Origin of the sequence: Shewanella cyperi (assembly GCF_017354985.1) — a bacterium.
Classification (GTDB): Bacteria; Pseudomonadota; Gammaproteobacteria; order Enterobacterales; family Shewanellaceae; genus Shewanella; species Shewanella cyperi.
The window spans coordinates 995,671-1,017,757 of record NZ_CP071501.1; the positions used below are offsets into that span (position 1 = coordinate 995,671).

Consider the following 22,087-nt stretch of genomic DNA (forward strand, 5'->3'; position numbering starts at 1 on the left):
TTTTGGAGAACAATCTAGCAAAAAGTGTGCTTTATGTCCCGACTCTATCCGTAAGGCAACGCTATATTAGGCAGGGGTTAGTATTAGGAGAACCTGCTGGTAATGAACATAGAATTGATGCAGCAGCGAGCTGATAACGCGGTTGTGCTGCTAAAAGCACTCGCCAATGAAAGACGGTTGTTTATTCTTTGCCATCTGCTCAATGAAGGGGAGATGTGCGTCGGGGAAATGAACAAGAAACTTGGATTGAGTCAATCGGCGCTTTCCCAGCATCTGGCTTGGCTGAGAAAAGACAATCTGGTGACAACCCGCAAAGAGGCGCAGACGGTATTTTATTCACTTAAGAGTGATGAAGTTAAAGAAATCATTCACTTGTTGAATAATATTTACTGCCATTAAGCAGAAACAAAAAAACCGGCGTTAGCCGGTTTTTTTATAAAAACGTCAAATTAAGCAGCCAGTGCTTTGATCCTGGCGTTCAGGCGAGCCTTATGACGGGCAGCCTTGTTCTTGTGGATCAGACCTTTGGTTGCCATACGGTCAACGATAGGCTGAGCTACAGCGAACGCTTCGGTAGCAGCTTTGTGGTCACCGCTCTTGATAGCAGCGATAACTTTCTTAACATAGGTACGCAACATTGAGCGACGGCTGGCGTTGTGCTGACGACGCTTTTCAGATTGAAGCGCGCGCTTCTTTGCAGACTTGCTATTAGCCAAGGTGCAACTCCTAAAAACTTGGGTTTATAACTTTTAAAGGCCGAGGAATATGCCTGCATTCTGCCATTTTGTCAATGACAATGATTGAATATCCATCATAAAGACAAATTAATCCAACCGACTTGGCTATCTTCAACCCAACTCGTGTAAAATGTCGCGCAATTCTACCAGCATTTCTGGCTGGGTGACAGAGCCGGATGCGTTTTTCCGCGATTTCGCTGGCATTTTGCAGCACTTTCCAGGGGGCTCCATTGAGCAGAAAATTGGTCAGGTCTGGCCTGATAGTCAGCGCCATGACTTTTATTTCGCGTGTGTTGGGTTTGGTGCGTGACGTGGTGGTTGCCAATTTAATGGGGGCGGGTGCCAGTGCTGACGTGTTTTTCTTCGCTAACAAGATCCCTAACTTTTTGCGACGCCTGTTTGCCGAAGGGGCTTTTGCCCAGGCGTTTGTGCCGGTACTGACTGAATATCAGGAAAAACACACCAGTGAGGAAATTCGCGAGTTGCTGTCAAAGGTTGCCGGCACCCTGGGGGGGCTGGTCACTCTGGTGACCCTGTTTGGCGTTGTGGCTTCGCCTGTGCTGACGGCGCTCTTTGGTGGTGGCTGGTTTGTGGCCTGGCTTAATGATGAGCCCAATGGTGAAAAGTTCGAACTGGCATCGCTGATGCTGAAGATCACCTTTCCTTATTTATGGTTTATCACCTTTACAGCGTTGGCGGGATCGATTCTCAATACCCGTGGGCGCTTTGCTGTTTCCGCTTTTACACCTGTCTTTCTCAATATTGCCATTATCGCAGCAGCCCTGTGGCTGTCGCCGCAGTTGCAGCGGCCTGAGTTGGGACTTGCATGGGGCGTATTTTTTGGTGGTTTAATCCAGTTCCTGTTTCAGATCCCGTTTTTACTGCGGGCCGGTGCCCTGGTGAAGCCCTCTTGGGGCTGGCACCATCCCGGAGTGGTAAAAATTCGCACCCTGATGCTGCCGGCATTATTTGGTGTGTCTGTGTCACAGATAAACCTGCTGTTTGACACCTTTATTGCCTCTTTCCTGGTCACAGGCTCCATCAGCTGGCTTTATTACTCAGACCGGTTATTGGAATTTCCTTTGGGCTTGTTTGGCATTGCCATTGCCACCGTCATCCTGCCGGCCTTGTCCCGCAAACATGTCAACGATGAGGGCCACGAGTTCAGTCGAACCCTCGATTGGGGGATCAGGGCTGTGATCCTGCTGGGTATGCCAGCCATGACAGGCCTTATAGTTCTGGCCAAGCCCATGTTGATGGTGTTGTTTATGCGCGGCGCCTTTGATATTTCCGATGTGACCATGGCGTCCTATAGTCTGATGGCGTACGGATCCGGCTTGCTCAGCTTCATGTTGGTCAAGGTGCTGGCGCCGGGGTACTATTCCCGTCAGGACACCCGCACCCCGGTGCGTTATGGCATAGTTGCCATGGTGAGCAACATGGTATTCAACATTTTGTTGGCCATTCCCTTTGGTTACGTGGGGCTGGCAGTCGCCACTTCCATGTCGGCTTTGCTTAATGCCGGTCTGTTATATCGCGGCTTACATAAGGCCAAGGTATACAGTGCCGGCGCGGCGACCCTGGTATTCTTGGTCAAGGTGACTCTGGCCTGTCTGCTTATGGCGGCGCTGTTATGGTACCTGCTGCCACAGCAGACAGTGTGGCTGGAATGGTCTTTCAGCCACCGGGCCGGCGTTTTGCTGGGACTCATAGGGGCTGGGACCCTGTGTTATGCTAGTGTGCTTTTGGCGACCGGTATCCGTCCCTGGCGGATGAAAGCGGCGGTTAAGGGCTGATTCTCTGTGGCGGCTGTTATATAATCCGCCAATTTACGTTGGCAGTTGTCTAATACGATGGAATTGATCCGCGGGATCCACAACATATTGCCGGCCCACAGGGGCTGTGTGCTGACCATTGGCAATTTTGATGGTGTACATCGCGGCCATGCGCAGGTTATTGCCAGTTTGGTGGAAAAGGCCGAACATTTTGGCCTGCCGGCCACCCTGATGACCTTTGAACCCCAGCCCCAGGAATTATTCCGTGGCGACGATGCGCCGGCGCGCCTGAGCCTCCTGCGCGATAAGATAGTCTTGCTTGATGAGCTGGGTATCGACAGGCTGCTGTGTGTTAACTTCAACCGCAAATTTGCTGATTGGCCGGCCGAGTCTTTTATTGAAGACCTGTTGGTGAAACGCCTTGGTGTGCGCTACCTGGTGGTTGGCGATGATTTTTGTTTTGGCAAAGGTCGACTGGGTAACTTTGACATGCTGAGGCGTGCCGGTGAAAAGTTCGGCTTTGCGGTAGTAAACACCCACAGTTTTACCCTCGGCGATCAAAGAGTCAGTTCCACCGCGGTGCGCGAGCAACTGGCCAAGGGCAACCTGGAACAGGCACGACGTCTGCTTGGCCATCCTTTTACCCTGTGCGGCCGGGTGGCCCACGGGCAGAAGCTCGGTCGCACCCTGGGATTTCCGACCGCCAATATCGCCATGAAGCGCAAGGTAGTGCCTGTGCGGGGCGTGTTTGCGGTGCGCTTGTGGTGGGACGGCAGTGACATTTATGATGGGGTGGCCAATATTGGCTTCAGACCGACGGTCAAGGGGCAGATGTGCCAGCTCGAAGTGCACTTGTTTGACTTTGACGGTGACCTTTACGGACGCCGAGTTGAAGTGGAACTGGTCGCCAAAATACGCGATGAACAGCCATTTGAGTCTTTGGATGCGCTGAAGAAACAGATTACGAATGATGCCGACAGGGCCATGGCGCTGCTTGGCGATGATGCAGGCTAATTGATAGCTTTATTAACGGTATAGGATCGATGAGCGACTATAAAAATACTTTGAATTTGCCGGAAACCGAGTTTCCGATGCGTGGAAATCTGGCCAATCGCGAGCCCGAAATGCTGGCCCGTTGGACCCAGGACAATCTGTACCAACAGATCCGTGACAGCCGCATCGGTCGAAAGCCATTCATTTTGCACGATGGCCCACCGTACGCGAACGGCAGCATTCATATTGGTCACTCGGTGAACAAGATCCTCAAGGACATCATTATCAAGTCCAAGACCATGGCCGGCTTCGATGCCCCCTATGTGCCGGGTTGGGACTGCCATGGTCTGCCTATCGAGCTCAAGGTAGAACAGAAGGTCGGTAAGCCAGGGCAGAAAATCTCTGCCGCCGAGTTCCGTGAGGAATGCCGCAAGTATGCAGCCGCCCAGGTTGACGGCCAGCGTGAAGACTTCAAGCGTCTTGGTGTGCTCGGCGATTGGGACAAGCCTTATCTGACCATGAACTTTGCCACCGAGGCTAACATAGTCCGTTCTCTGGCCAAGGTTATCTCTAACGGCCACCTGCACAAGGGCGTTAAGCCGGTGCATTGGTGTACCGATTGCGGCTCGGCGTTGGCTGAGGCCGAGGTGGAGTATGAGGACAAAACCTCTCCCGCCATCGATGTGGGTTTCAGCGTCACCGACAAGGCCGCTCTGCTGGCCAAGTTTGGCGTGTCTCACTATGACGGCGATATTGCCATGGTGATCTGGACCACGACCCCCTGGACCCTGCCTGCCAACCGCGGTCTGGCCATCAGCGCTGACTTGGATTACGTACTGGTGTCTTTCACCAAGGAAGATCAGACCCGCGCCGTGATAGTTGCCGATGTGCTTCACGAAGATTGCGTGAAGCGCTATGGCGCCGAGTCATTTGACGTGCTGGGCAGTATCAAGGGGGCAGAGCTGGAGCTGATGCGCTTCAACCATCCCTTCCTGGACTTTGATGTGCCAGTGATCCTGGGTGACCATGTGACCACTGATGCCGGTACAGGTGTGGTGCATACCGCTCCTGGCCACGGTCAGGACGACTTTGTCATCGGCCAGAAGTACGGCCTGGAAGTGGCTAACCCCGTCGGTGACAACGGTGTTTACAAGGCCGATACGCCTTTCTTCGCCGGCCAGCATGTGTTCAAGGCCAATGACAATGTGGTGGCGTTGCTGAAAGAGAAGGGCGCCTTGCTGAATCATGTGGGCTACCGTCACAGCTATCCACACTGCTGGCGCCACAAGACACCAATCATTTTCCGCGCCACGCCCCAATGGTTTATCTCCATGGATAACCAGGGACTGCGCAGCACGGCTTTGTCCGAGATAGAAAAGACCCAATGGATCCCTGATTGGGGCCAGAGTCGTATCGAGGCCATGGTGGCTAATCGTCCTGACTGGTGTATCTCGCGCCAACGTACCTGGGGCGTGCCCATCACCTTGTTTGTACACAAGGATACCGACGAGCTGCATCCGGACAGCGTATCACTGATGGAGCGGGTGGCACACAGAATCGAACAGCAGGGCATACAAGCCTGGTGGGATCTGGAAGAGAGCGAAATCCTGGGCGACGAAGCGGCGCAGTACCGCAAAGTGACCGACACCCTGGATGTGTGGTACGACTCAGGCTCCACCTTTGCGTCCGTCGTGGCTGCTCGCCCCGAGTTTCATGGTCAGCCGGTGGACTTGTACCTGGAAGGTTCGGATCAGCACCGCGGCTGGTTTATGTCGTCCTTGATGATCTCCACCGCCATGAATGGCAAGGCACCCTATAAGCAGGTGCTGACCCACGGCTTTACCGTGGACGGCAAGGGCCGCAAGATGTCCAAGTCTATCGGTAACGTGATTGCGCCCCAGGAAGTGACCAATAAGCTGGGCGCGGACATCCTGCGTCTGTGGGTTGCGGCCACCGATTACAGCGGCGAGATGACGGTATCCGATGAGATCCTCAATCGCAGCGCCGACGCCTACCGCCGTATCCGTAACACAGGTCGTTTCCTGCTGGCCAACCTCAACGGTTTCGAGCCTGCCAGTGACATGATTGCTCTCGAAGATATGGTGGCACTGGATCGCTGGATGGTGCGCCGTGCCGACAAGCTGCAACAGGAAATTATCGAGGCATACGAGCAGTACAACTTCCACCTGGTGACCCAGAAACTGATGCAGTTCTGCTCCATTGAGCTTGGCAGCTTCTACCTGGATATCATCAAGGATCGCCAATACACGGCCAAGCGCGAGAGCCATGCCCGTCGCAGCTGTCAGTCGGCCCTGTTCCATATTGCCGAAGCCATGGTGCGCTGGATTGCACCAATTCTGAGCTTCACCGCCGATGAAATCTGGCAACTGTTGCCGGGCGAGCGCAGTGCCTATGTATTTACCGAAGAGTGGTACCAAGGCCTGGCGTCAGTGACAGTCGAAGGCGATCTCAGCGATGACTACTGGCAGCAATTGATTGCCGTGCGCGACGAGGTCAACAAGGAAATCGAGCAGGCCCGCCGCGACAAGCGTCTGGGGGGCTCACTGGAAGCTGCAATTACCCTGTTTACCGATGCCGAGCTGGCGCAGAAATTGACCTTGCTGGGTGACGAGCTGCGCTTCGTACTCCTGACCTCCAATGCCAAGGTTGAAGCCATAGCTGCTGCACCTGAGGCGGCAGTGACTACCGACCTTGCCGGTTTGAAATTGCTGGTGGCCAAGACGGAAGCGGCCAAGTGTGAACGTTGCTGGCATCATCGTGAAGAGGTTGGCAGCATTGCTTCCCACGAAACCCTGTGTCAACGCTGTGTGACCAACATCGAGGGAGAAGGTGAACTGCGTCAGTTCGCCTAAGGGATGAACATGTCACTGAAGTTGAGAGACAGCGGGCTGCGCTGGTATTGGGTTGTGGCCTTGGTACTGCTATTGGACCAAGCCTCCAAACTCTGGGTTATGGCCAATTTTGAGTATAGGGAAACGCTTAACCTGTTGCCCTTTTTCAACCTGACCTACGCCCGCAACACAGGTGCGGCCTTCAGTTTTCTGGCCGAAGCCGGTGGTTGGCAACGTTGGTTATTCGCCCTTGTTGCCTTGGGGTTCAGTTTATTGCTGACCCTGTGGCTAAGACGACAGCCTGCCTCAATGTGGCGCAGCAATTTGGCCTATACCTTGGTCATAGGTGGCGCCATTGGCAATTTGATCGATCGTTTACAGCACGGTTTCGTGGTGGATTTCCTGGATTTTTTCTGGGGAACCAGTCATTACCCGGCGTTTAATATTGCGGATTCGGCGATCTTTATCGGTGCCGCCCTGATCATCATCGACAGTTTTCGCGAGTCAAAGTCTGCCGATAACGGCAGCAAGGCCGCCAAGGAGTAATAAATGTCGGTTCGTTCCTTAGTGTGTCACATGAACATAGTGCTGGCTGATGGTTCTACCGCCGACAGCACCAAAGCGTCGGGCAAACCCGCTCGCCTCAATTTAGGGGATGGCAGCCTGAGTCCTGCGTTTGAAGCTCAATTGGCAGGATTGAAACAAGGGGATAATCATAAGTTTACCCTGGCACCGGAAGATGCCTTTGGCGCCGTGAATCCGGATGCCATTCACCACATGGATCGCAGCCGCTTTCCTGCAGACATGACACTGGAGCAAGGGGTTATCCTGAGTTTCGCCGGTCCAGGTGGCAGTGAAATTCCAGGCATAGTTCGCGAGGTAGCCGGAGATTCTGTCACTGTGGATCTTAACCATCCATTGGCTGGTCACACTGTGACCTTCGAATTGGAAGTGGTTGAGGAACTGTAAATGAGTCAGGCACCACAGATGAATATCCTTCTGGCCAACCCCCGCGGTTTTTGTGCCGGGGTCGACCGGGCTATCAGCATAGTTGAGCGGGCCCTGGAGTTGTTTTCACCACCTATATATGTGCGTCATGAAGTGGTGCACAACAGGTATGTGGTGCAGAACCTGAAGGACAGGGGCGCCATCTTCGTTGAAGAGCTGGATCAGGTGCCGGACAACAGCATAGTGATCTTCTCTGCACACGGAGTGTCCCAAGCGGTCAGAGCCGAGGCAAAACGCCGAGGTTTGAAGGTGTTTGATGCCACCTGTCCTCTGGTCACCAAGGTGCATCTGCAGGTCACCCGTGCCAGCCGTAAGGGAATAGAGTGCATCCTTATAGGCCATGCCGGACACCCTGAGGTGGAAGGCACCATGGGGCAATACGATAATCCTGAAGGTGGTGTCTACCTCATAGAGTCCACCGAAGACGTGGGGCAATTGCAGGTTAAAGATCCCGATAACCTGTGCTTTGTTACCCAGACCACACTGTCGGTTGATGATACCCTGGATATCATTGCGGCCCTGCAAAAACGTTTCCCATCCATTGAAGGTCCCCGCAAGGATGACATCTGTTATGCGACCCAAAACCGTCAGGATGCGGTGCGGTCACTATCCGCTGAGGTGGACCTGCTGATAGTGGTGGGCTCAAAGAACAGTTCCAACTCGAATCGTCTTAAGGAACTGGCTAAAAAGGCGGGTACTGCAGCACATTTGGTGGATACAGCCGAGGATGTGGATCCTGACTGGTTTGGCGGGGTGAAAAAGGTCGCTGTGACAGCGGGCGCTTCTGCCCCCGAGATACTGGTTCAGCAGGTGGTTAATGCTATTACCCTTATTGCACCTAGCACTGTGGTTGAAGTGGAAGGACGCAAGGAAGATACCGTCTTTGCCGTGCCAGTTGAGCTCAGGTAAAAGCACAAAACCAATAAAAAGAGGCGTTTGCCTCTTTTTTTGTATAAAAACGCAGCCGAATATAATGAATCAATCTTTTAGATGCTATTGTTACTGGCAGCTAACATTCGACTCATCTATGATTAACAGGTAGTATGATGTTCTCTATCTAAGATTCGGATTTGCAAGGATAAATTGCCAGATTTTTTGTCAATAAAATGGCATTTTTCGGAGTTTTGACGCCGATGAAATACAGCAGGAATGGTTTTTCACTGATCGAAGTTATGGTCTCACTGGTCATTCTGGTGATAGGCCTCATTGGCATATTCAATCTGCATACAGTTGCCAAACAGAGTAATTTTGAGTCTTTTCAACAAACTCACGCGACTTATTATGCGAACGATATCATCAATCGGATGCGCCTGAATAGAACTCAGTTGGCTGGTTATGCAGGCACATATAATGGCAGTTCTTCCGCTCCCGCCAAGCCATGTATAGGCACAGCTACCGTCTGCACTTTGTCAGAAACCAAAGATTGGGATTTATATCAATGGCAGCAGTTGTTTTTGGGTGCTGCGGAAATCAGTGGTGGCAAAAAAGTTGGCGGCCTGGATACCCCCATCGCCTGTATAGGTGTTGCCGGTAATGATGTCACGGTGGTGATAACCTGGCGCGGTATACGAACAGTCTCCGATGCCGTTGATACCAGCACCACAGGTCTTGCTGCAACTTGCGGCACTAAAAGTGATCGACGACGCGTCTATGTTATTAACACTGTGATCATCTAGGACGATGCTGATGTACGCTTTTTATAAAAAACAGCAAGGTTTTTCGCTGGTCGAGTTGATGGTGGCTCTGATCATAGGTTTGTTTTTATCTGCCGGCATACTATCTATCTTTTCCATGTCGGCAACCAACGTCACCACTACCAGTCAATTCAGTCAAATCCAGGAAAATGGCCGTATTGCCCTGGCAATTTTGGAACGTGACTTAAGCCAGTTGGGTTTTATGGGGGACATCACTGGTACCGACTTTGTTATCGACGGTAATACCACTTTAGATGCCTCTATTCCAGCTGCAGTTACTAATGACTGTATTGGTGCCGGTGCCAATAATGCGACCTTCCCAAAGGATACCCCAGCGCATTTCAGAAAGCTGTGGGGTTATGAAAAGGGAGTAATTGCAGCATCATTGGAATTGAAATGTTTAGATGTCTCTGGCGTCAAGAATAAAACCGATGTTATTCAGATGAAGAGGTTGATTGGACCGAATACGGCTGCTGCGGCTTTACTTACCAACCGCTATTACCTGGCAACGACCGCCAATCAGGCTGTCTTTTTTAACGGCGCCGCCGGAGCTCCCGCCTTGGATAATGCGCGTTTTTGGGAATATCAGCATCATGTTTATTTCATCGCTGTCAATGCAAATAAAGTGCCGGAGCTAAGACGCAAGACACTGTCGACAGCCGGTATGAGTAATGATGAGCAGTTAGTGGAAGGGATAGAGAATATGCGCATCATGTACGGCTATGATAATGATGGTGATGATACCGCCGACAGGTATGTCTCGGCTGAAAATGTGACCGACCAGATGTGGGACAACGAGTTGTTTCAGCGCTTGGTGTCGATTCAAGTTTACTTGTTGGTGCGCGCAGTAGATGAGGACAAGAGTTATACCAATGATGTGCAATACACCTTGGGCGACAAGGCGATTCCGATTGCTGAAACTAAAGATCACTTTAGACGCAAAGTCGTTTCCAGCACCATAGTGCTTGAGAATCCAATGCTGATAAGGAATTGATATGAAAAGAGAACGGGGTATGGTGCTCTTTTTTGCACTGGTTGTACTGGTTATCATGACAGTTATTGGCGTGGCCCTGGCAATGAATTCCAGCCAGTCCCTAAGAATGGCTGGTGCCGGTGCTGAAAGAATAGAAGCCTTTATTTTTGCTCAAGGTTTTCAGGACAAGGTTATCAATGATAACCGTGGTGCCAACTTAGCGAATCTCAGCGCGGACGGTTTAAAAGCGACTGTGAATGATAGCGAAGGAGATGACTTGCGCTCTACCGCGGTTATTACACCACTGCCGACCCCTGCAGTGGGCGGGATAGTCAAAGATGTTTCATGCCAGCGAAGTTCGCGGGCATCGGGTGCCAATTTAATTAGTTGTAAGCGGGCAGAAATCAATACAACCACTACCTTTGGACGCAAGGGGCTCGGACAGTTAACGGTTGTTTCGGGTATTGAGCAACAGGTACTGACAGGAAACTGATGCCATGATTAAGAAATTAGTTTTTAGTGCAATAGCCTCACTAACAGTGATATCTGGTATGAGTTTTGGTGATGACACTGAGCTCTATTTGATAAGTTCGGATGTCAGCACAGGTAAAAGACCCCAGGTACTATTTATATTTGACAACTCCGGCAGTATGTCAACCGAAGATGAAAACACCTCGAGTCCATACTGCTCAGCTGCCGATGAAGCAAGTGGCACTTGTAATTATGCCACTGGGTTTGAAGAATATCTTGCAAGCTATTCTGGATATATCAATAACAAGGGGATTTATTGGAATGCCGGTGGCATAGATAACGGGAGCATGCCCACACCCGATGACCCCAATGATGCTAGGCGATTTGTCGAGGTAAGTAACAACTGTCATCAGGCCCAATTGGCCTTGGCATCCCAGGGGCGCTACACAGGATATCTTTGGGAGTTTAAATCCAGCGGCAATACCTATGAATGGAAAGATTTGGCAGACAATAATGGTCTTAATCAAAAGGATATTTTTGATTGCTATCAGGATTGGACGGAGTCAGATCCTGAGAACCCAGGCGGTAATGGTTCTTATGCTGATGGCTATCCTGCCAATGTAAAAGGCGGGTATGTGAAAGACAGGCCGGCGAAAGTTGGTATTCCGCTTGGCAAGCCTGTCACCTTATATACACCTCACTATCTGGTTTGGTACAAGTGGGTCACCACCACCACCGCGGGGCAATCCAGCGGCGGAGTAAAGTCGCGCCTTGATGTTGCCAAAGAAGCGTTACAAACGGCTCTGGAAAACCTTTCCATTCCCATTGATGCGGGTCTTGCCGTATTTAACCTTAACTATCCTGAAGAGGGATATGCTGATGGCGGGCGTATTGTATCTGCTATTAAAGAAATGACCGCTACCAATAGGGATTCGCTTATTTCTTTGATAAATGGCATGCCGGCACAGACCAATACGCCCTTGTGTGAGACTCTCTATGAGGCTTACCTGTATTTTAGCGGTGGAGCTATCCACTTTGGTAATAAGGATGCCAATAATGCTAAAGATCCTAAGGATAGAATTGATGGTTATGTAGTTAACAATCCGCCCAGTATCATATCCAGCGGTAATTATACCTCCCCATTTAAGACATGTCCTGATGTTGGCTACGTAATCTACATTACCGATGGCGCTCCGACTCTGGATGCCAGTGCAGATACTTTGATTCAGGGGTTAACAGCGAATGCCAAGGAGAAAGGCGATTATAGCCCTTTCACCTATAAGGACTTTGCAGGCATTGCACATACCAGTTACCTACCCGCACTGGCGGCTTACATGTATAACAACGATCTGGTAGTCGGAAAAAAGGATGCCAGCGGGGTTGACAATAAACAAAGTGTACGACTTTTCACCATAGGCTTTTCCGAAGGCGCGGAAGAGGCTGCAGATTTGCTTGAAGAGGCTGCATTCCGAGGCGGAAACCCAAGGATAGAGAAAGAGGTTGATGGTGTAATTGAACCTGGCATATCTACAGGCTATTACGTGGCCAAGAATAAAATGGACTTGGCAAGCGCGATGCATGACGCCCTGAAGTCAATTTTGGCCATCGATTCTTCCTTCACCTCGCCCAGTATTGCCAGCAATAACTTTGATAAAACCCAAACCTATAATTCGGCTTACTATGCCATGTTCCTGCCGAGTGAAGGCCCCCGGTGGAAGGGGAACCTCAAAAAATTGAAGGTAACCTCTTCCGGTGAATTAGTGTCTCCTGGACCTACTGCCAATGCTATTGATGACAAAGGCAATATTGCATCCTCGACCTGTACCTTTTGGAATAGTTGTCCGCGAGGTCTTAGCGATGGCAATAATGTTATCGCCGGAGGGGTCTTGCCTGGGCTTCAAAAATTGTTGAAGCAGAGAAAGATTTTGACCAATGCGGGTGGAGGCTTAACCGATATCGGCAGCGTTTCTGAGTCCACATTGTATGGCCTACTTGGCAGCCCGGCTGCCGTATCTGAGGCTGTGGCGGTACAAGTCCATTTGGATTGGCTTTATGGCGTTGATGTGGGTGACGACGACAGGGATTTGAATATCACCGAAGCCCGGGAAGACATTATGGGCGATCCCTTGCATTCCAAACCATTGGCCATCAATTTTGGACCTTCTACAACCAGTTTGGATGTGAGGGTGCTGGTTGGTACCAACCAGGGCTTGCTGCATATGTTCAAGGATTCAGATACCGGCAGCGGCGATTACAGTGTGGGGTCGGTAGAAGAGTCATGGGCATTCTTACCGGCAGAGTTGATCCACAATATACCCACGCTCAAAGAGAATACTCCCACTGGTAGCCATGATGTTTATGGCATGGATTCTTCCCCGGTGGCTTATACCGAAACCAATTCATCCGGTGCCGTGACTAAAGCCTGGGTCTATGTGGGGATGCGACGTGGAGGTGCGTCCTACTATGCCTTGGATATTACCAAACCTGATGCGCCTGCTTTGGGTTGGGTTATCAATTCAGACAAAGATGGATTTACTGATCTGGGACAGACCTGGTCAGAGCCTGTTGTAACTACGGTTCCCGGGATAGATGGCCCTGTCGTTATTTTCGGTGGAGGTTATAGCGACGCTAAATATGGCTCTGGACAAGCGGTATATATAGCAAATGCTTTTACCGGGGACTTGGTGCGCAAGTTTTCTGCAATAGGTATGGATGCCGTGCCCAATAAGGTGGCCGTGCTCGACAGCAATAACGACGGTACTACCGACAGAATATATGCGACAGACATTAGTGGTAACATTTGGCGTATGGACCTGGCCAGTAAAACCAGTACTGAATGGACTGTGTTTAAATTCGCGTCTATAGCCAGTGCTGCACCAAACGATCGCATGTTTTTTGCTGAACCTACAGTGGCGCAAACTCAGTTTACCAATTTGCACAAAGAAGGTGAGACGATCACCTATCAAACCATACCTTACGATGCGGTGACCGTTGGCTCGGGTAACCGGACTCATCCTTTGGATACCAATACGGTAGATATGTTTTATGTGTTCCAGGACAGGAACGTGGTAAGCGAACATTTCAGTAGTGATGCTCCTCCCACGACCTTGACCCTTTCAGATCTTTATAATGTAACCAGCGCTGCGCCCTCAACTGACGCCGAAAATGTCGATTTTGGTACAAAGAAAGGTTGGTACTACGACTTCACTATGGCCGGTGAAAAGACCCTGTCGGCATCGCTGATATTTGATGGCAAGGTTTACTTCACTTCATTTATCCCCCCCAGTGGTACAAGTGTTGATATTGATGCGGGTATTTGTGGGCTCTCCGGACAGGGGCGGTTGTATGTATTTGACCTACATAAGGGAACCAGAACTTACAGCCATGTATACTATGAGTTGGGTGAGCGGGTTCCAGATACTCCACAGATAGTGATCCCTGCACCGGAAAACGGTGAGGAACCTAAGGCCTATATTATAGGTGTGGGTAAAGGGGAGGCTGATGAAAGCGGCCAGTATAAGGGAACCATTAATATAGGCACCGGATTGAACGCCAATAAAATATATTTCCATATTGATGAGTAGCGAGTATGAACCGACGGAAGGGCTTTACCTTATTAGAATTAATGATCACAGTGGCAATCGTGGCTATTTTAGCTGCGATTGCTTACCCCTCATATACTCAATATGTCGCAAAAGGAAACCGCTCCGAGGGACAGGCTGCTGTCATGCGCATAGCCAATCTTCAGGAGCAGTATTACCTGGATCATCGCAGCTACACTGCGGATATGACCAAACTCGGATTGGGAGCCGATCCCTTTATTACTGAGAACGGGCATTATTCTGTGGATACGGCAGTACCGACCAGTGCAGACAGTTTCACTATTACGGCGACCCCCAAGGGGGGGCAGGCGAGTCGGGATACTGAATGTACGAGTCTTACTATTACTGATGCGGGTGTAAAAGGGCCTAAATCGGAGTGTTGGAAATGAATAAACTGTTAATGCTGTCCTTACTTTCGCTGGTTTTCTCTTCGGAGGCTGGTGCTGTAAGCTATCAGGATTTTAAATGTTATCTGACCGCCAGTCAGGGACAGAAGATTTTATTCTTTAGTTGGGAAATCAATTCTTTACAGGAAAATCAACAAAAGCTTGTTGGCAAGAAGTTAGCAGATGTGAAAGGTAAAGCTAACTTTGTCAAAGAGGTTCATGAGTGTGTGCCGATGGGGAAATCCTTTTCCAGTTTACAAGCCCGGCGGCTTGATAAAAAAACACTGAAATAACAAAACAGGTTAAGGCTGTACTTAGCTTAGGTGCAGCTTTTACCATCTGCAGCATTCTTAATAATGCCTGTCACTGAAAGTTCGACGCTTCTGGAGTAATCCGTCTTCCCGCCGGGGCAATAAATGTAGGTAGCTGCCTCGGAGGCTAAACCATTAGATGTGAAAGTAATGCTTACGCCTTTCACAGTATCATTGCTGTGAAATCCTTCAATAAGTTTAAGTGTCTCCTGGGAGTTATCCGGTTTCAGCAGGTAGACTCGTAACCCCTTATTCCAATTGGTACCACAGTCACTTGTGCCATAGGCGCATACGCCAACAGTTGCGCCATAGGAGAAGGCTTGATTGCGGGCAAGCTTTAATGCTTCCCGAATTTTGCTGATTTCACTGTCCGCGCGAGAGCGCTCATAGAAAGCAGACAGTGAAGGTAAGGCGATAGCTGCAACAATGGCTACGACAACAACTGTGACCATCAATTCGACCAAAGTAAAACCTTTCACAGCATTGTTCATTGCTTAACTCCCCACAGAAATACATCCAGTGAGTATAAGGCAGGTAAAGGGATAAATCAGCTTCTTCATGGAGTTGATTTACTGACAATTTATTGTCATTAAAGGAAATATTGACGAAAGTTGATTAGTTATTACAGTTTGCAAACTCTGAGCTTTTACGTATGCGGCCCGCATTATTGATAATGAGCGCTTTGGCAAAAGGACTATCGGGCTTTTGGGGGCAAAACTTCAGAGTACCGTTGGCACCGCTGGCGAGTCCATCGCTTAAAAACCGTAAGCTAGTACGACTGTAGTTTCTGCTATCGCCGTCTTCTACTGCTGGTAAGCGACTCAAAATTACATCTGTGCCATCCAACTCGTTAGTGCTGCCTTGATCGGTAAATGCGGTTAACTCTGCTCGCCAGTCATTACTGCATTTTCCTGATGCCAGGGGACAAATTGTGACCCTCACCCCATAACTGACTGCATGATTTCTGGCCAATTTGGCTAACGATGCCAATGCTTCGATGTTCGCATTGGCGCGTGATGCTTGATACCAGTTACTAAGGGAGGGGAGTGCGATAGCAGCAATTACTGATGTGATCAATACTGATACCATCAGCTCCACCAGTGTGAATCCTTGGCGTATATTCATCTTCTTCATCCTTGAAAAAGTCGCTGCGGCGCAGCCAATTTGAGTTTTAATTGTAGCGTTCGCCAAGCAGTTTGCTTTGGGGTTTTTAGAGATTTTCCGGCTAAGAACGACTTTGCCAATAACAGAGTGTTTGAGTTAAAGGACGAATAGCTTGGCTTTGGACTTCTGCCGGTGACGGCTGGCATGTTAAGCTAGCGTTATCAGCGCAATCCAGTGTGAGTCTCAGGAGCAAATTAATGAAAAAGGTCGAAGCCATTATCAAGCCCTTCAAATTGGACGATGTCAGGGAGTCTTTGGCGGAAATTGGCATTACCGGTATGACGGTTTCCGAAGTAAAAGGTTTTGGCCGTCAGAAAGGACACACTGAGTTATACCGTGGCGCAGAATACATGGTCGACTTTTTGCCAAAGGTGAAGATTGAGTTGGTCATACAAGACGAGTTGCTCGACCAGGCCATTGACGTGATTGTTGAAACGGCCCGCACAGGTAAGATTGGTGACGGAAAGATATTCGTGACCGATATTGAAAGAGTGATACGTATCCGCACCGGTGAAGAAAACGAAGAAGCTGTGTAACCAGTTTTTTTAAATTCGACGTTTTATGCTTTAACCCCAAGGCAAAACTCAATTGCTTTGGGGTTTTATTTTCCTGTGTGACATTTGTTGGTGTTTTATCTTGTTGTGGCTGCTGTCTTTGGTGATGGATCCTGTGGCTGGCTTGTAGAAGCAGTTGTTTTATAAGCAAGTCGTGGTATAAAGAGGGACATCTTTCAGCCGATGTAACAGGTGGATTAGGATGACAAGCAAACGGATTGTCATTGTCGGAGGCGGTGCAGGTGGTTTGGCGCTGGCGTCGAAGTTGGGACGAAGTTTGGGGTTGAAGGGCGAAGCCGATATTTGCCTGATTGACCGCAATCCAATCCACATTTGGAAACCCAAGCTGCATGAGTTAGCGGTTGGTGTTATCGATCAGTCGGTAGAAGGGGTGTTCTATCGAGATCACGGTCTGAAAAATGGTTACCGATATCAAAGGGGGGAGCTGGAGCAATGCGATCCCGATGCCAAGACCATCCAATTGGCAGCCATGTACAACGAACAAAATGAATTGCTGTTATCTCCCCGCACCTTGCAATATGACCTTCTGGTGCTCGCTGTTGGCGGGATTTCCAACAGCTTTAATACCCCGGGCGCCGAAAAACATTGCATCTTTCTTGATAGCCTCAACAGTGCCGAGCTGTTCCATCGTCGCCTGCTTGATGGCCTGATGCTGTTGAATGATTCGCACCAACGTCTCAGCATAGGCATTGTCGGTGCCGGCGCCACAGGGGTTGAATTATCCGCGGAGTTACATCATGTCATTGAGTCTGTGCGGGAATACGGTTATCAGAATATATCCAAGCACCATCTTGATATTCATTTAATAGAAGCTGCGCCCAAGATTTTGCCCCAATTACCCGATAAGGTCAGCGGTCGGGCCCAGGCGGTATTGGATCGTATCGGTGTCAGATTGCACCTGGGGGTTCAGGTGAAGGAAGTGACCCAGAGTGGCTTCGTTACCCAGGATGGCACCCTGATAAAGGCCGACCTGAAGGTTTGGGCGGCTGGGATAAAGGGGCCGAAGGTATTTGCAGATCTGACCAAATTGCCAATCAATGGCAGAAATCAGGTTGAGGTGGACGCCTGCATGCGGGTAAAGGGCCACAACGACATCTATGCCATAGGTGATTGCGCGTCCCTCATTATGGACAATGGCCAACCGGTTCCGCCCCGGGCCCAGGCGGCGTCACAAATGGCTGCGACCCTGTACCAGAACATCCTGACCAGACTAAAGGATGGCGCCGAAAAGCCGTTCCACTATCGGGATTACGGCTCCCTGGTGTCTCTGAGTCGTTTTTCCGCCGTGGGTAACCTGATGGGAAATTTACGTTCAGGCGACTTTTTTATCGAGGGTCACATTGCCCGATTTATGTATAACTCTCTGTATCAGAGGCATCTGGCCAGCCTGTTTGGCTGGTTTTCTGCTCTGGTGTACCGTTTGGCGCAAAAGCTGCTTCGCTGGCAAAGGCCCAAACTCAAACTCCACTGAGGCTGTCAGGCCGGCTTGGCGGAGGAGTCTCGCACAACGGGCTCCGGGGTAAACACCCGCGGAGCCAGCTGTTGTTGCTCGCGTCTGTTGTCGATAAGTAGCTCAGTGGCCATCTGGGCTATGCGCTGGTTGGGTTGATGGACTGTGGTTAGCTTGGGCCAGGTTTGCCTGGAGAAGGGGCTGTCCTCAAAGCCGACAATGGACAGTTCCGCCGGAATATCCACGCCTGCCAATCTGGCCGCAAACAGCGCCCCGGCGGCTATCTCATCGTTACAAGCTACTATGGCAGTCGGTCTGTTCTCCATAGCCAGTAGTTGTTTGGCACCCGCAACCCCGGATTCGAAGGAATAGTTGCCTTCAATGATGTAATCGTTTTCCAGTCTGAGTTTGGCGCGTTTCATGGCCTGTTCGAATCCGGTAAAGCGTTCCTTGGTGGATTCGTGGTGCTGATCACCACTGATAAAGGCGATTTTCTTGTGGCCGAGTTTGATCAGATGTTCGGTAATTTCCACTGCACCGTGGCGGTCATCAACCAGTACGGTTAATCCCCTGGCACCCTCAGCCCCCGAACCCGCTATGATGCGTACATAGTTGGCATCCATATCATCCAGTGCCTGCAACAACCTGGGATCCTCTGACAGCGGCGGCGTGAGTACGAGTCCCGCCAGGCGGCTATGCTTGACCAGCGCTGTCAGTTCTTCACAAATCGATTCTGATTTGGCGTTGCAGGGATGGATAAGCAGTTCATAACCGCGACCCCGACAGGCTGACAATATCCCGTTTTGCATGTCGATAATGTAGTAAGCATTGGGATTGTCATAGATAAAACCTATGACGTATGACTTGGTGCCGGCAAGGTTTCTGGCCGCAAGGTTAGGCTGATAATTCAATGCCTTAATAGCCTCATTAACCTTGTCTATGGTTTCTTGCTTTACCGATGGCTCATTGTTGGTCACCCGGGAGACTGTCTTGATAGAGACACCCGCATACTTGGCTACATCATTGATAGTGACTTTCATGGGATCCGAACTCTTGAATATCGCTGCCAAATTACCGCCCCCATGGGGGCTTATCAGCATGGTTGCTGCGATTCTGAGGTATTGAAATAAATTCAGCTAATAGTGCGGGCTTTTCAGGGGATTGGCAATGCTGAATTGCAGCCGCCTTCAATGAACTGCTGGATAGGGGGGGATTGAAATTTGTTCAAGCAATCAACTCCTATTTTAACTTGCTGTTAAGTAAAGACTATTACCATCATCGATATCTGATTTTTTGTTCCCGATGCCGACATTTTGCAGAAACAGGTCATTTTGTTGTGGCAAGACTGTTAATTATTGTGTAATGTTTGCGCTAGACATGACAGCGTTGTCATTCCTGTGGGAATGGTTGTGGATACCAAAAACGATAACAAGTATGGAAGGGAAACGAGATGCGACCATCTAGCTTTAAGAAGAGTACCCTCGCCACCAATATTGCGATCCTGCTCAGCGGCGCGGTATCTGTTGGCGCAGTAGCTGCCGAAGCGGCGGCTGAACAATCAGCCAATATTGAAAGAATTGAAGTTCGTGGCATTCGTGCCTCATTGAAGGCATCGGTTAACGCCAAGCGTTTTTCTGACGCCGTGGTCGATGCGGTCACCGCGGAAGACATTGGCAAGTTTCCTGACTCGGATGTGGGTGAGTCCCTGGGCCGTATCCCCGGTGTCTCCGTTAGCCGTCAGTTCGGTCAGGGACAGCAGGTATCCATCCGCGGTGCATCTGCCCAGTTGACCAGCACCCAGTTGAATGGCCATTCGGTGGCATCCACGGGTTGGTATGATCAGCAAGACATAGATCGCAGTTTCAACTACACCTTGCTGCCACCTGAAATGGTAGGCGGCATAGATGTGTACAAATCATCACAGGCTGATCTGACCGAGGGCGGCATAGGTGGCACTGTGATTGTAAACACCCGCAAGCCGCTGGACATGGAAGCTAACACCGTCTTTTTGAGCGCCAAGGGGGATTACGGAACGGTATCGGAAGAAATTGATCCGCAGGTATCAGGCTTGTACAGCTGGGCCAATGAAGACGAAAGTTTCGGTGTCCTGGTGGCCGGTTCCCTGGCTCAAACCGACTATCAGCGCAATGGTATCGAATCCCTGCTGGGTTGGGGCGAAATTGTGCCCACTACTTTCCAACAGGACAGGGAACGCACGGCACTCAACATCGCCCTGCAATACCGCCCCAACGATAAGCTGGAGCTGGGCCTGAACTATATGAATCTGGCGCTTGATGCCAATAACGCCAACACCTCGATATTCCTGTTCCCCACCCAGCAAGGCACAAACACCTGTACCAGTGTCAATGCGGCCGGGGTGTGCACCAAAATAAATCACACCGATGAAGGTGGTTTTGCCTGGGCTCAGACATGGGCGCGCAAGGCCAGTATGACATCGGACACCCTGGATCTGAATTTCGCCTACGATGCCGACAACTATAAGCTTGAAGGTCGTATTGGCCGTACCGAGGCAGAAGGCGGTACCGATCTCACTTCCAACTATGGTAATTCCATAGGTAAACCGGCTGATTTTGCCGGCACCTACGATGCTACCGGTGAAAAGATCCTTATCGACATCGCCAATAACAGTTTCGGGGCTGAGGATTTCAATGGTCAGCTGTCCACCGCCGGCTGGGCCTTGAAAAAGCAGCCCAACACGGATGAAGAAACCTTCGCCCAATTTGACCTGACCGTACCCGTGTCCCTTGGCGTCATCACCGCATTTAAAACCGGGATCAGCTACGCCGACCATGAAGTGACCCAGAAGACCGACAAGGCCATTCTTGACGAGTCCAAGGTGCTCACCAAGGATGCCGATGCCTACTATTCGGGCACTGTGTCTTCCGGCGCCGGCTTCACTCTGCCTGAGCCGAATTACGATGCCATGATTGCCGATGCCTATGCCGCCATCAGTGGTTTTGAAGTCGACAAGTCCGGTTACGGCACGCTGCAGGAAGAGAACCTGGCACTGTACGCCATGGCCAGTTTCGAGTCCGAAGGGGTGCGCGGTAACTTCGGTCTGCGTTATATCTCCACCGACGTTGAGTCTGACTATTACGGCCTCAATGCCCAGGGACAATTTGCCGACACTCTGAGTACAGACAAAGCCAGCTACCATGACGTGCTGCCAAGCCTCAACATCGCCTTCGATCTGGCCGATGATCTGATCCTGCGTGCTTCGGCTTCACAGGTGATTTCACGCCCCAACTACACCGATCTTTTTGCCACCCGCAAACTGCCCGGTTACAACGATGGCACGCCCGGAAACGAGAAGCTGGTCAGCGGCAATGTTGCCCTTGAGCCATTCAAGGCCTCCCAGGCAGATATCAGTCTGGAATGGTACTTTGGTGAGGAAGGTCTGTTTGCTGCCACTTACTTTATCAAGGATATCAGCTCCTTTATCACCACCCGTCAGCGCTTGAATCAGCAGATTGGTATCGAAGATCCCAACCTGATCACCCAGGGCAGCAGCCCTTGTGGTGAGGGTATCTATGATTGCTGGACCGTGAGTGAGAAATATAACGCCACCGGTGGCACCATTGACGGTATCGAGCTGCAGTTGCAGGACGCTTTCGACAACGGTTTTGGTTACTCGGTCAACTACACCTTTGCCGATGCCTCTTCCCCGGCGGAAAACTATCCAGATCAGATAGGCGTGTTCTCGGACTCATCCAAACACACTGTGAACCTGGTGGGTTACTATGAAATGGATGATTTCTCAGCCCGTCTGGCCTACAACTGGCGTTCTGAGTATATGATCCGCGAACTGCCCGGTTTCTACGGTAACCGTGAGCATCAGGATTATGGCTCCCTTGACTTCAGCGCCAGCTATGCTGTGACTGAATTCATGGATGTAACCTTCGAAGCGGTCAATATCACCGAAGAAGACAGCATCCAGTTGGGCATATCATCTGCTGATAACGAAAACGTGATCAATGAGTTCAAGGCCAACTATCCGGCCTGGAGCTTCGATGGTGAAGCCCGTTACAAGGTGGGTGTTGCGTTGCGCTTCTAATCACGCAACCGATGAAAAGCC

Annotated in this window: 20 protein-coding genes; 16 read left to right on the plus strand and 4 right to left on the minus strand. The window is 50.5% G+C overall.

Features of this window, described 5'->3' with window-relative positions:
- The first annotated feature begins 102 nt into the window (after window positions 1–102).
- Window positions 103–399 carry an ArsR/SmtB family transcription factor gene (locus JYB84_RS04195; RefSeq protein ID WP_207322195.1) on the plus strand — a complete coding sequence of 99 codons (297 nt, stop codon included), beginning with the start codon at window positions 103–105 and terminating at the stop codon, window positions 397–399.
- A 50-nt stretch (window positions 400–449) separates the two neighbouring features.
- Here the strand turns inward: JYB84_RS04195 and rpsT are convergent, their stop codons facing one another.
- Window positions 450–716: a 30S ribosomal protein S20 gene (rpsT, locus tag JYB84_RS04200; RefSeq protein WP_207322196.1), complete on the minus strand. Its 267-nt coding sequence runs from the start codon at window positions 714–716 to the stop codon at window positions 450–452.
- A 251-nt stretch (window positions 717–967) separates the two neighbouring features.
- On the opposite strand from rpsT, the gene murJ reads away from it, so the two are divergent.
- The 12 genes from murJ to JYB84_RS04260 all read left to right on the plus strand — a co-directional run bounded on the left by murJ (window position 968) and on the right by JYB84_RS04260 (window position 14,784).
- Window positions 968–2,533, plus strand: a complete 1,566-nt coding sequence (gene murJ / locus JYB84_RS04205) for a murein biosynthesis integral membrane protein MurJ (RefSeq protein ID WP_207322197.1) — start codon at window positions 968–970, stop codon at window positions 2,531–2,533.
- Between the two features lie 57 nt (window positions 2,534–2,590).
- Entirely contained in the window at window positions 2,591–3,526 is a 936-nt protein-coding gene (ribF, locus tag JYB84_RS04210) for a bifunctional riboflavin kinase/FAD synthetase (protein ID WP_207322198.1), read from the plus strand.
- Between the two features lie 29 nt (window positions 3,527–3,555).
- A complete protein-coding gene (gene ileS / locus JYB84_RS04215) occupies window positions 3,556–6,378 on the plus strand; it encodes an isoleucine--tRNA ligase (protein ID WP_207322199.1) in 2,823 nt (940 codons plus the stop codon).
- 9 nt (window positions 6,379–6,387) lie between these two features.
- Window positions 6,388–6,903 (plus strand): signal peptidase II, encoded by a 516-nt coding sequence (gene lspA, locus JYB84_RS04220; protein ID WP_207322200.1) that lies wholly within the window; start codon window positions 6,388–6,390, stop codon window positions 6,901–6,903.
- A 3-nt stretch (window positions 6,904–6,906) separates the two neighbouring features.
- Window positions 6,907–7,326 (plus strand): FKBP-type peptidyl-prolyl cis-trans isomerase, encoded by a 420-nt coding sequence (gene fkpB / locus JYB84_RS04225; RefSeq protein WP_207322201.1) that lies wholly within the window; start codon window positions 6,907–6,909, stop codon window positions 7,324–7,326.
- Window positions 7,327–7,344: 18 nt separating this feature from the next.
- Window positions 7,345–8,274, plus strand: coding sequence for a 4-hydroxy-3-methylbut-2-enyl diphosphate reductase (gene ispH / locus JYB84_RS04230; RefSeq protein ID WP_207323091.1), 930 nt, complete (start codon window positions 7,345–7,347; stop codon window positions 8,272–8,274).
- Window positions 8,275–8,498: 224 nt separating this feature from the next.
- A complete protein-coding gene (pilV, locus tag JYB84_RS04235; protein ID WP_207322202.1) occupies window positions 8,499–9,041 on the plus strand; it encodes a type IV pilus modification protein PilV in 543 nt (180 codons plus the stop codon).
- 10 nt (window positions 9,042–9,051) lie between these two features.
- Window positions 9,052–10,053 (plus strand): PilW family protein, encoded by a 1,002-nt coding sequence (locus JYB84_RS04240; RefSeq protein ID WP_207322203.1) that lies wholly within the window; start codon window positions 9,052–9,054, stop codon window positions 10,051–10,053.
- Between the two features lies 1 nt (window position 10,054).
- Window positions 10,055–10,525: a pilus assembly PilX family protein gene (locus tag JYB84_RS04245; protein WP_207322204.1), complete on the plus strand. Its 471-nt coding sequence runs from the start codon at window positions 10,055–10,057 to the stop codon at window positions 10,523–10,525.
- 4 nt (window positions 10,526–10,529) lie between these two features.
- Entirely contained in the window at window positions 10,530–14,087 is a 3,558-nt protein-coding gene (locus tag JYB84_RS04250; protein WP_207322205.1) for a pilus assembly protein, read from the plus strand.
- 5 nt (window positions 14,088–14,092) lie between these two features.
- Window positions 14,093–14,494 carry a type IV pilin protein gene (locus JYB84_RS04255; protein ID WP_207322206.1) on the plus strand — a complete coding sequence of 134 codons (402 nt, stop codon included), beginning with the start codon at window positions 14,093–14,095 and terminating at the stop codon, window positions 14,492–14,494.
- Window positions 14,491–14,784, plus strand: a complete 294-nt coding sequence (locus tag JYB84_RS04260; protein WP_207322207.1) for a TapY2 family type IVa secretion system protein — start codon at window positions 14,491–14,493, stop codon at window positions 14,782–14,784. The genes JYB84_RS04255 and JYB84_RS04260 overlap by 4 nt, the downstream gene beginning before the upstream one ends.
- A gap of 26 nt (window positions 14,785–14,810) precedes the next feature.
- Here the strand turns inward: JYB84_RS04260 and JYB84_RS04265 are convergent, their stop codons facing one another.
- Together JYB84_RS04265 and JYB84_RS04270 are read right to left on the minus strand one after the other, a co-directional pair.
- Window positions 14,811–15,293 (minus strand): GspH/FimT family pseudopilin, encoded by a 483-nt coding sequence (locus JYB84_RS04265; RefSeq protein ID WP_207322208.1) that lies wholly within the window; start codon window positions 15,291–15,293, stop codon window positions 14,811–14,813.
- A 124-nt stretch (window positions 15,294–15,417) separates the two neighbouring features.
- On the minus strand, window positions 15,418–15,927 hold the full coding sequence (locus tag JYB84_RS04270) for a GspH/FimT family pseudopilin (RefSeq protein ID WP_207322209.1): 510 nt from the start codon (window positions 15,925–15,927) through the stop codon (window positions 15,418–15,420).
- A 236-nt stretch (window positions 15,928–16,163) separates the two neighbouring features.
- Between JYB84_RS04270 and glnB the strand changes: the two genes are divergently transcribed.
- Window positions 16,164–16,502 (plus strand): nitrogen regulatory protein P-II, encoded by a 339-nt coding sequence (gene glnB, locus JYB84_RS04275; RefSeq protein WP_207322210.1) that lies wholly within the window; start codon window positions 16,164–16,166, stop codon window positions 16,500–16,502.
- A 220-nt stretch (window positions 16,503–16,722) separates the two neighbouring features.
- Window positions 16,723–18,012, plus strand: coding sequence for an NAD(P)/FAD-dependent oxidoreductase (locus tag JYB84_RS04280; RefSeq protein ID WP_207322211.1), 1,290 nt, complete (start codon window positions 16,723–16,725; stop codon window positions 18,010–18,012).
- Between the two features lie 5 nt (window positions 18,013–18,017).
- On the opposite strand, the gene JYB84_RS04285 is transcribed toward JYB84_RS04280, so the two are convergent.
- Window positions 18,018–19,031, minus strand: a complete 1,014-nt coding sequence (locus JYB84_RS04285) for a LacI family DNA-binding transcriptional regulator (RefSeq protein ID WP_207322212.1) — start codon at window positions 19,029–19,031, stop codon at window positions 18,018–18,020.
- A 410-nt stretch (window positions 19,032–19,441) separates the two neighbouring features.
- Between JYB84_RS04285 and JYB84_RS04290 the strand changes: the two genes are divergently transcribed.
- The gene (locus tag JYB84_RS04290; RefSeq protein WP_207322213.1) at window positions 19,442–22,066 is read left to right on the plus strand and encodes a TonB-dependent receptor; all 2,625 of its coding nucleotides are present in this window, start codon (window positions 19,442–19,444) and stop codon (window positions 22,064–22,066) included.
- Window positions 22,067–22,087: the final 21 nt, after the last annotated feature.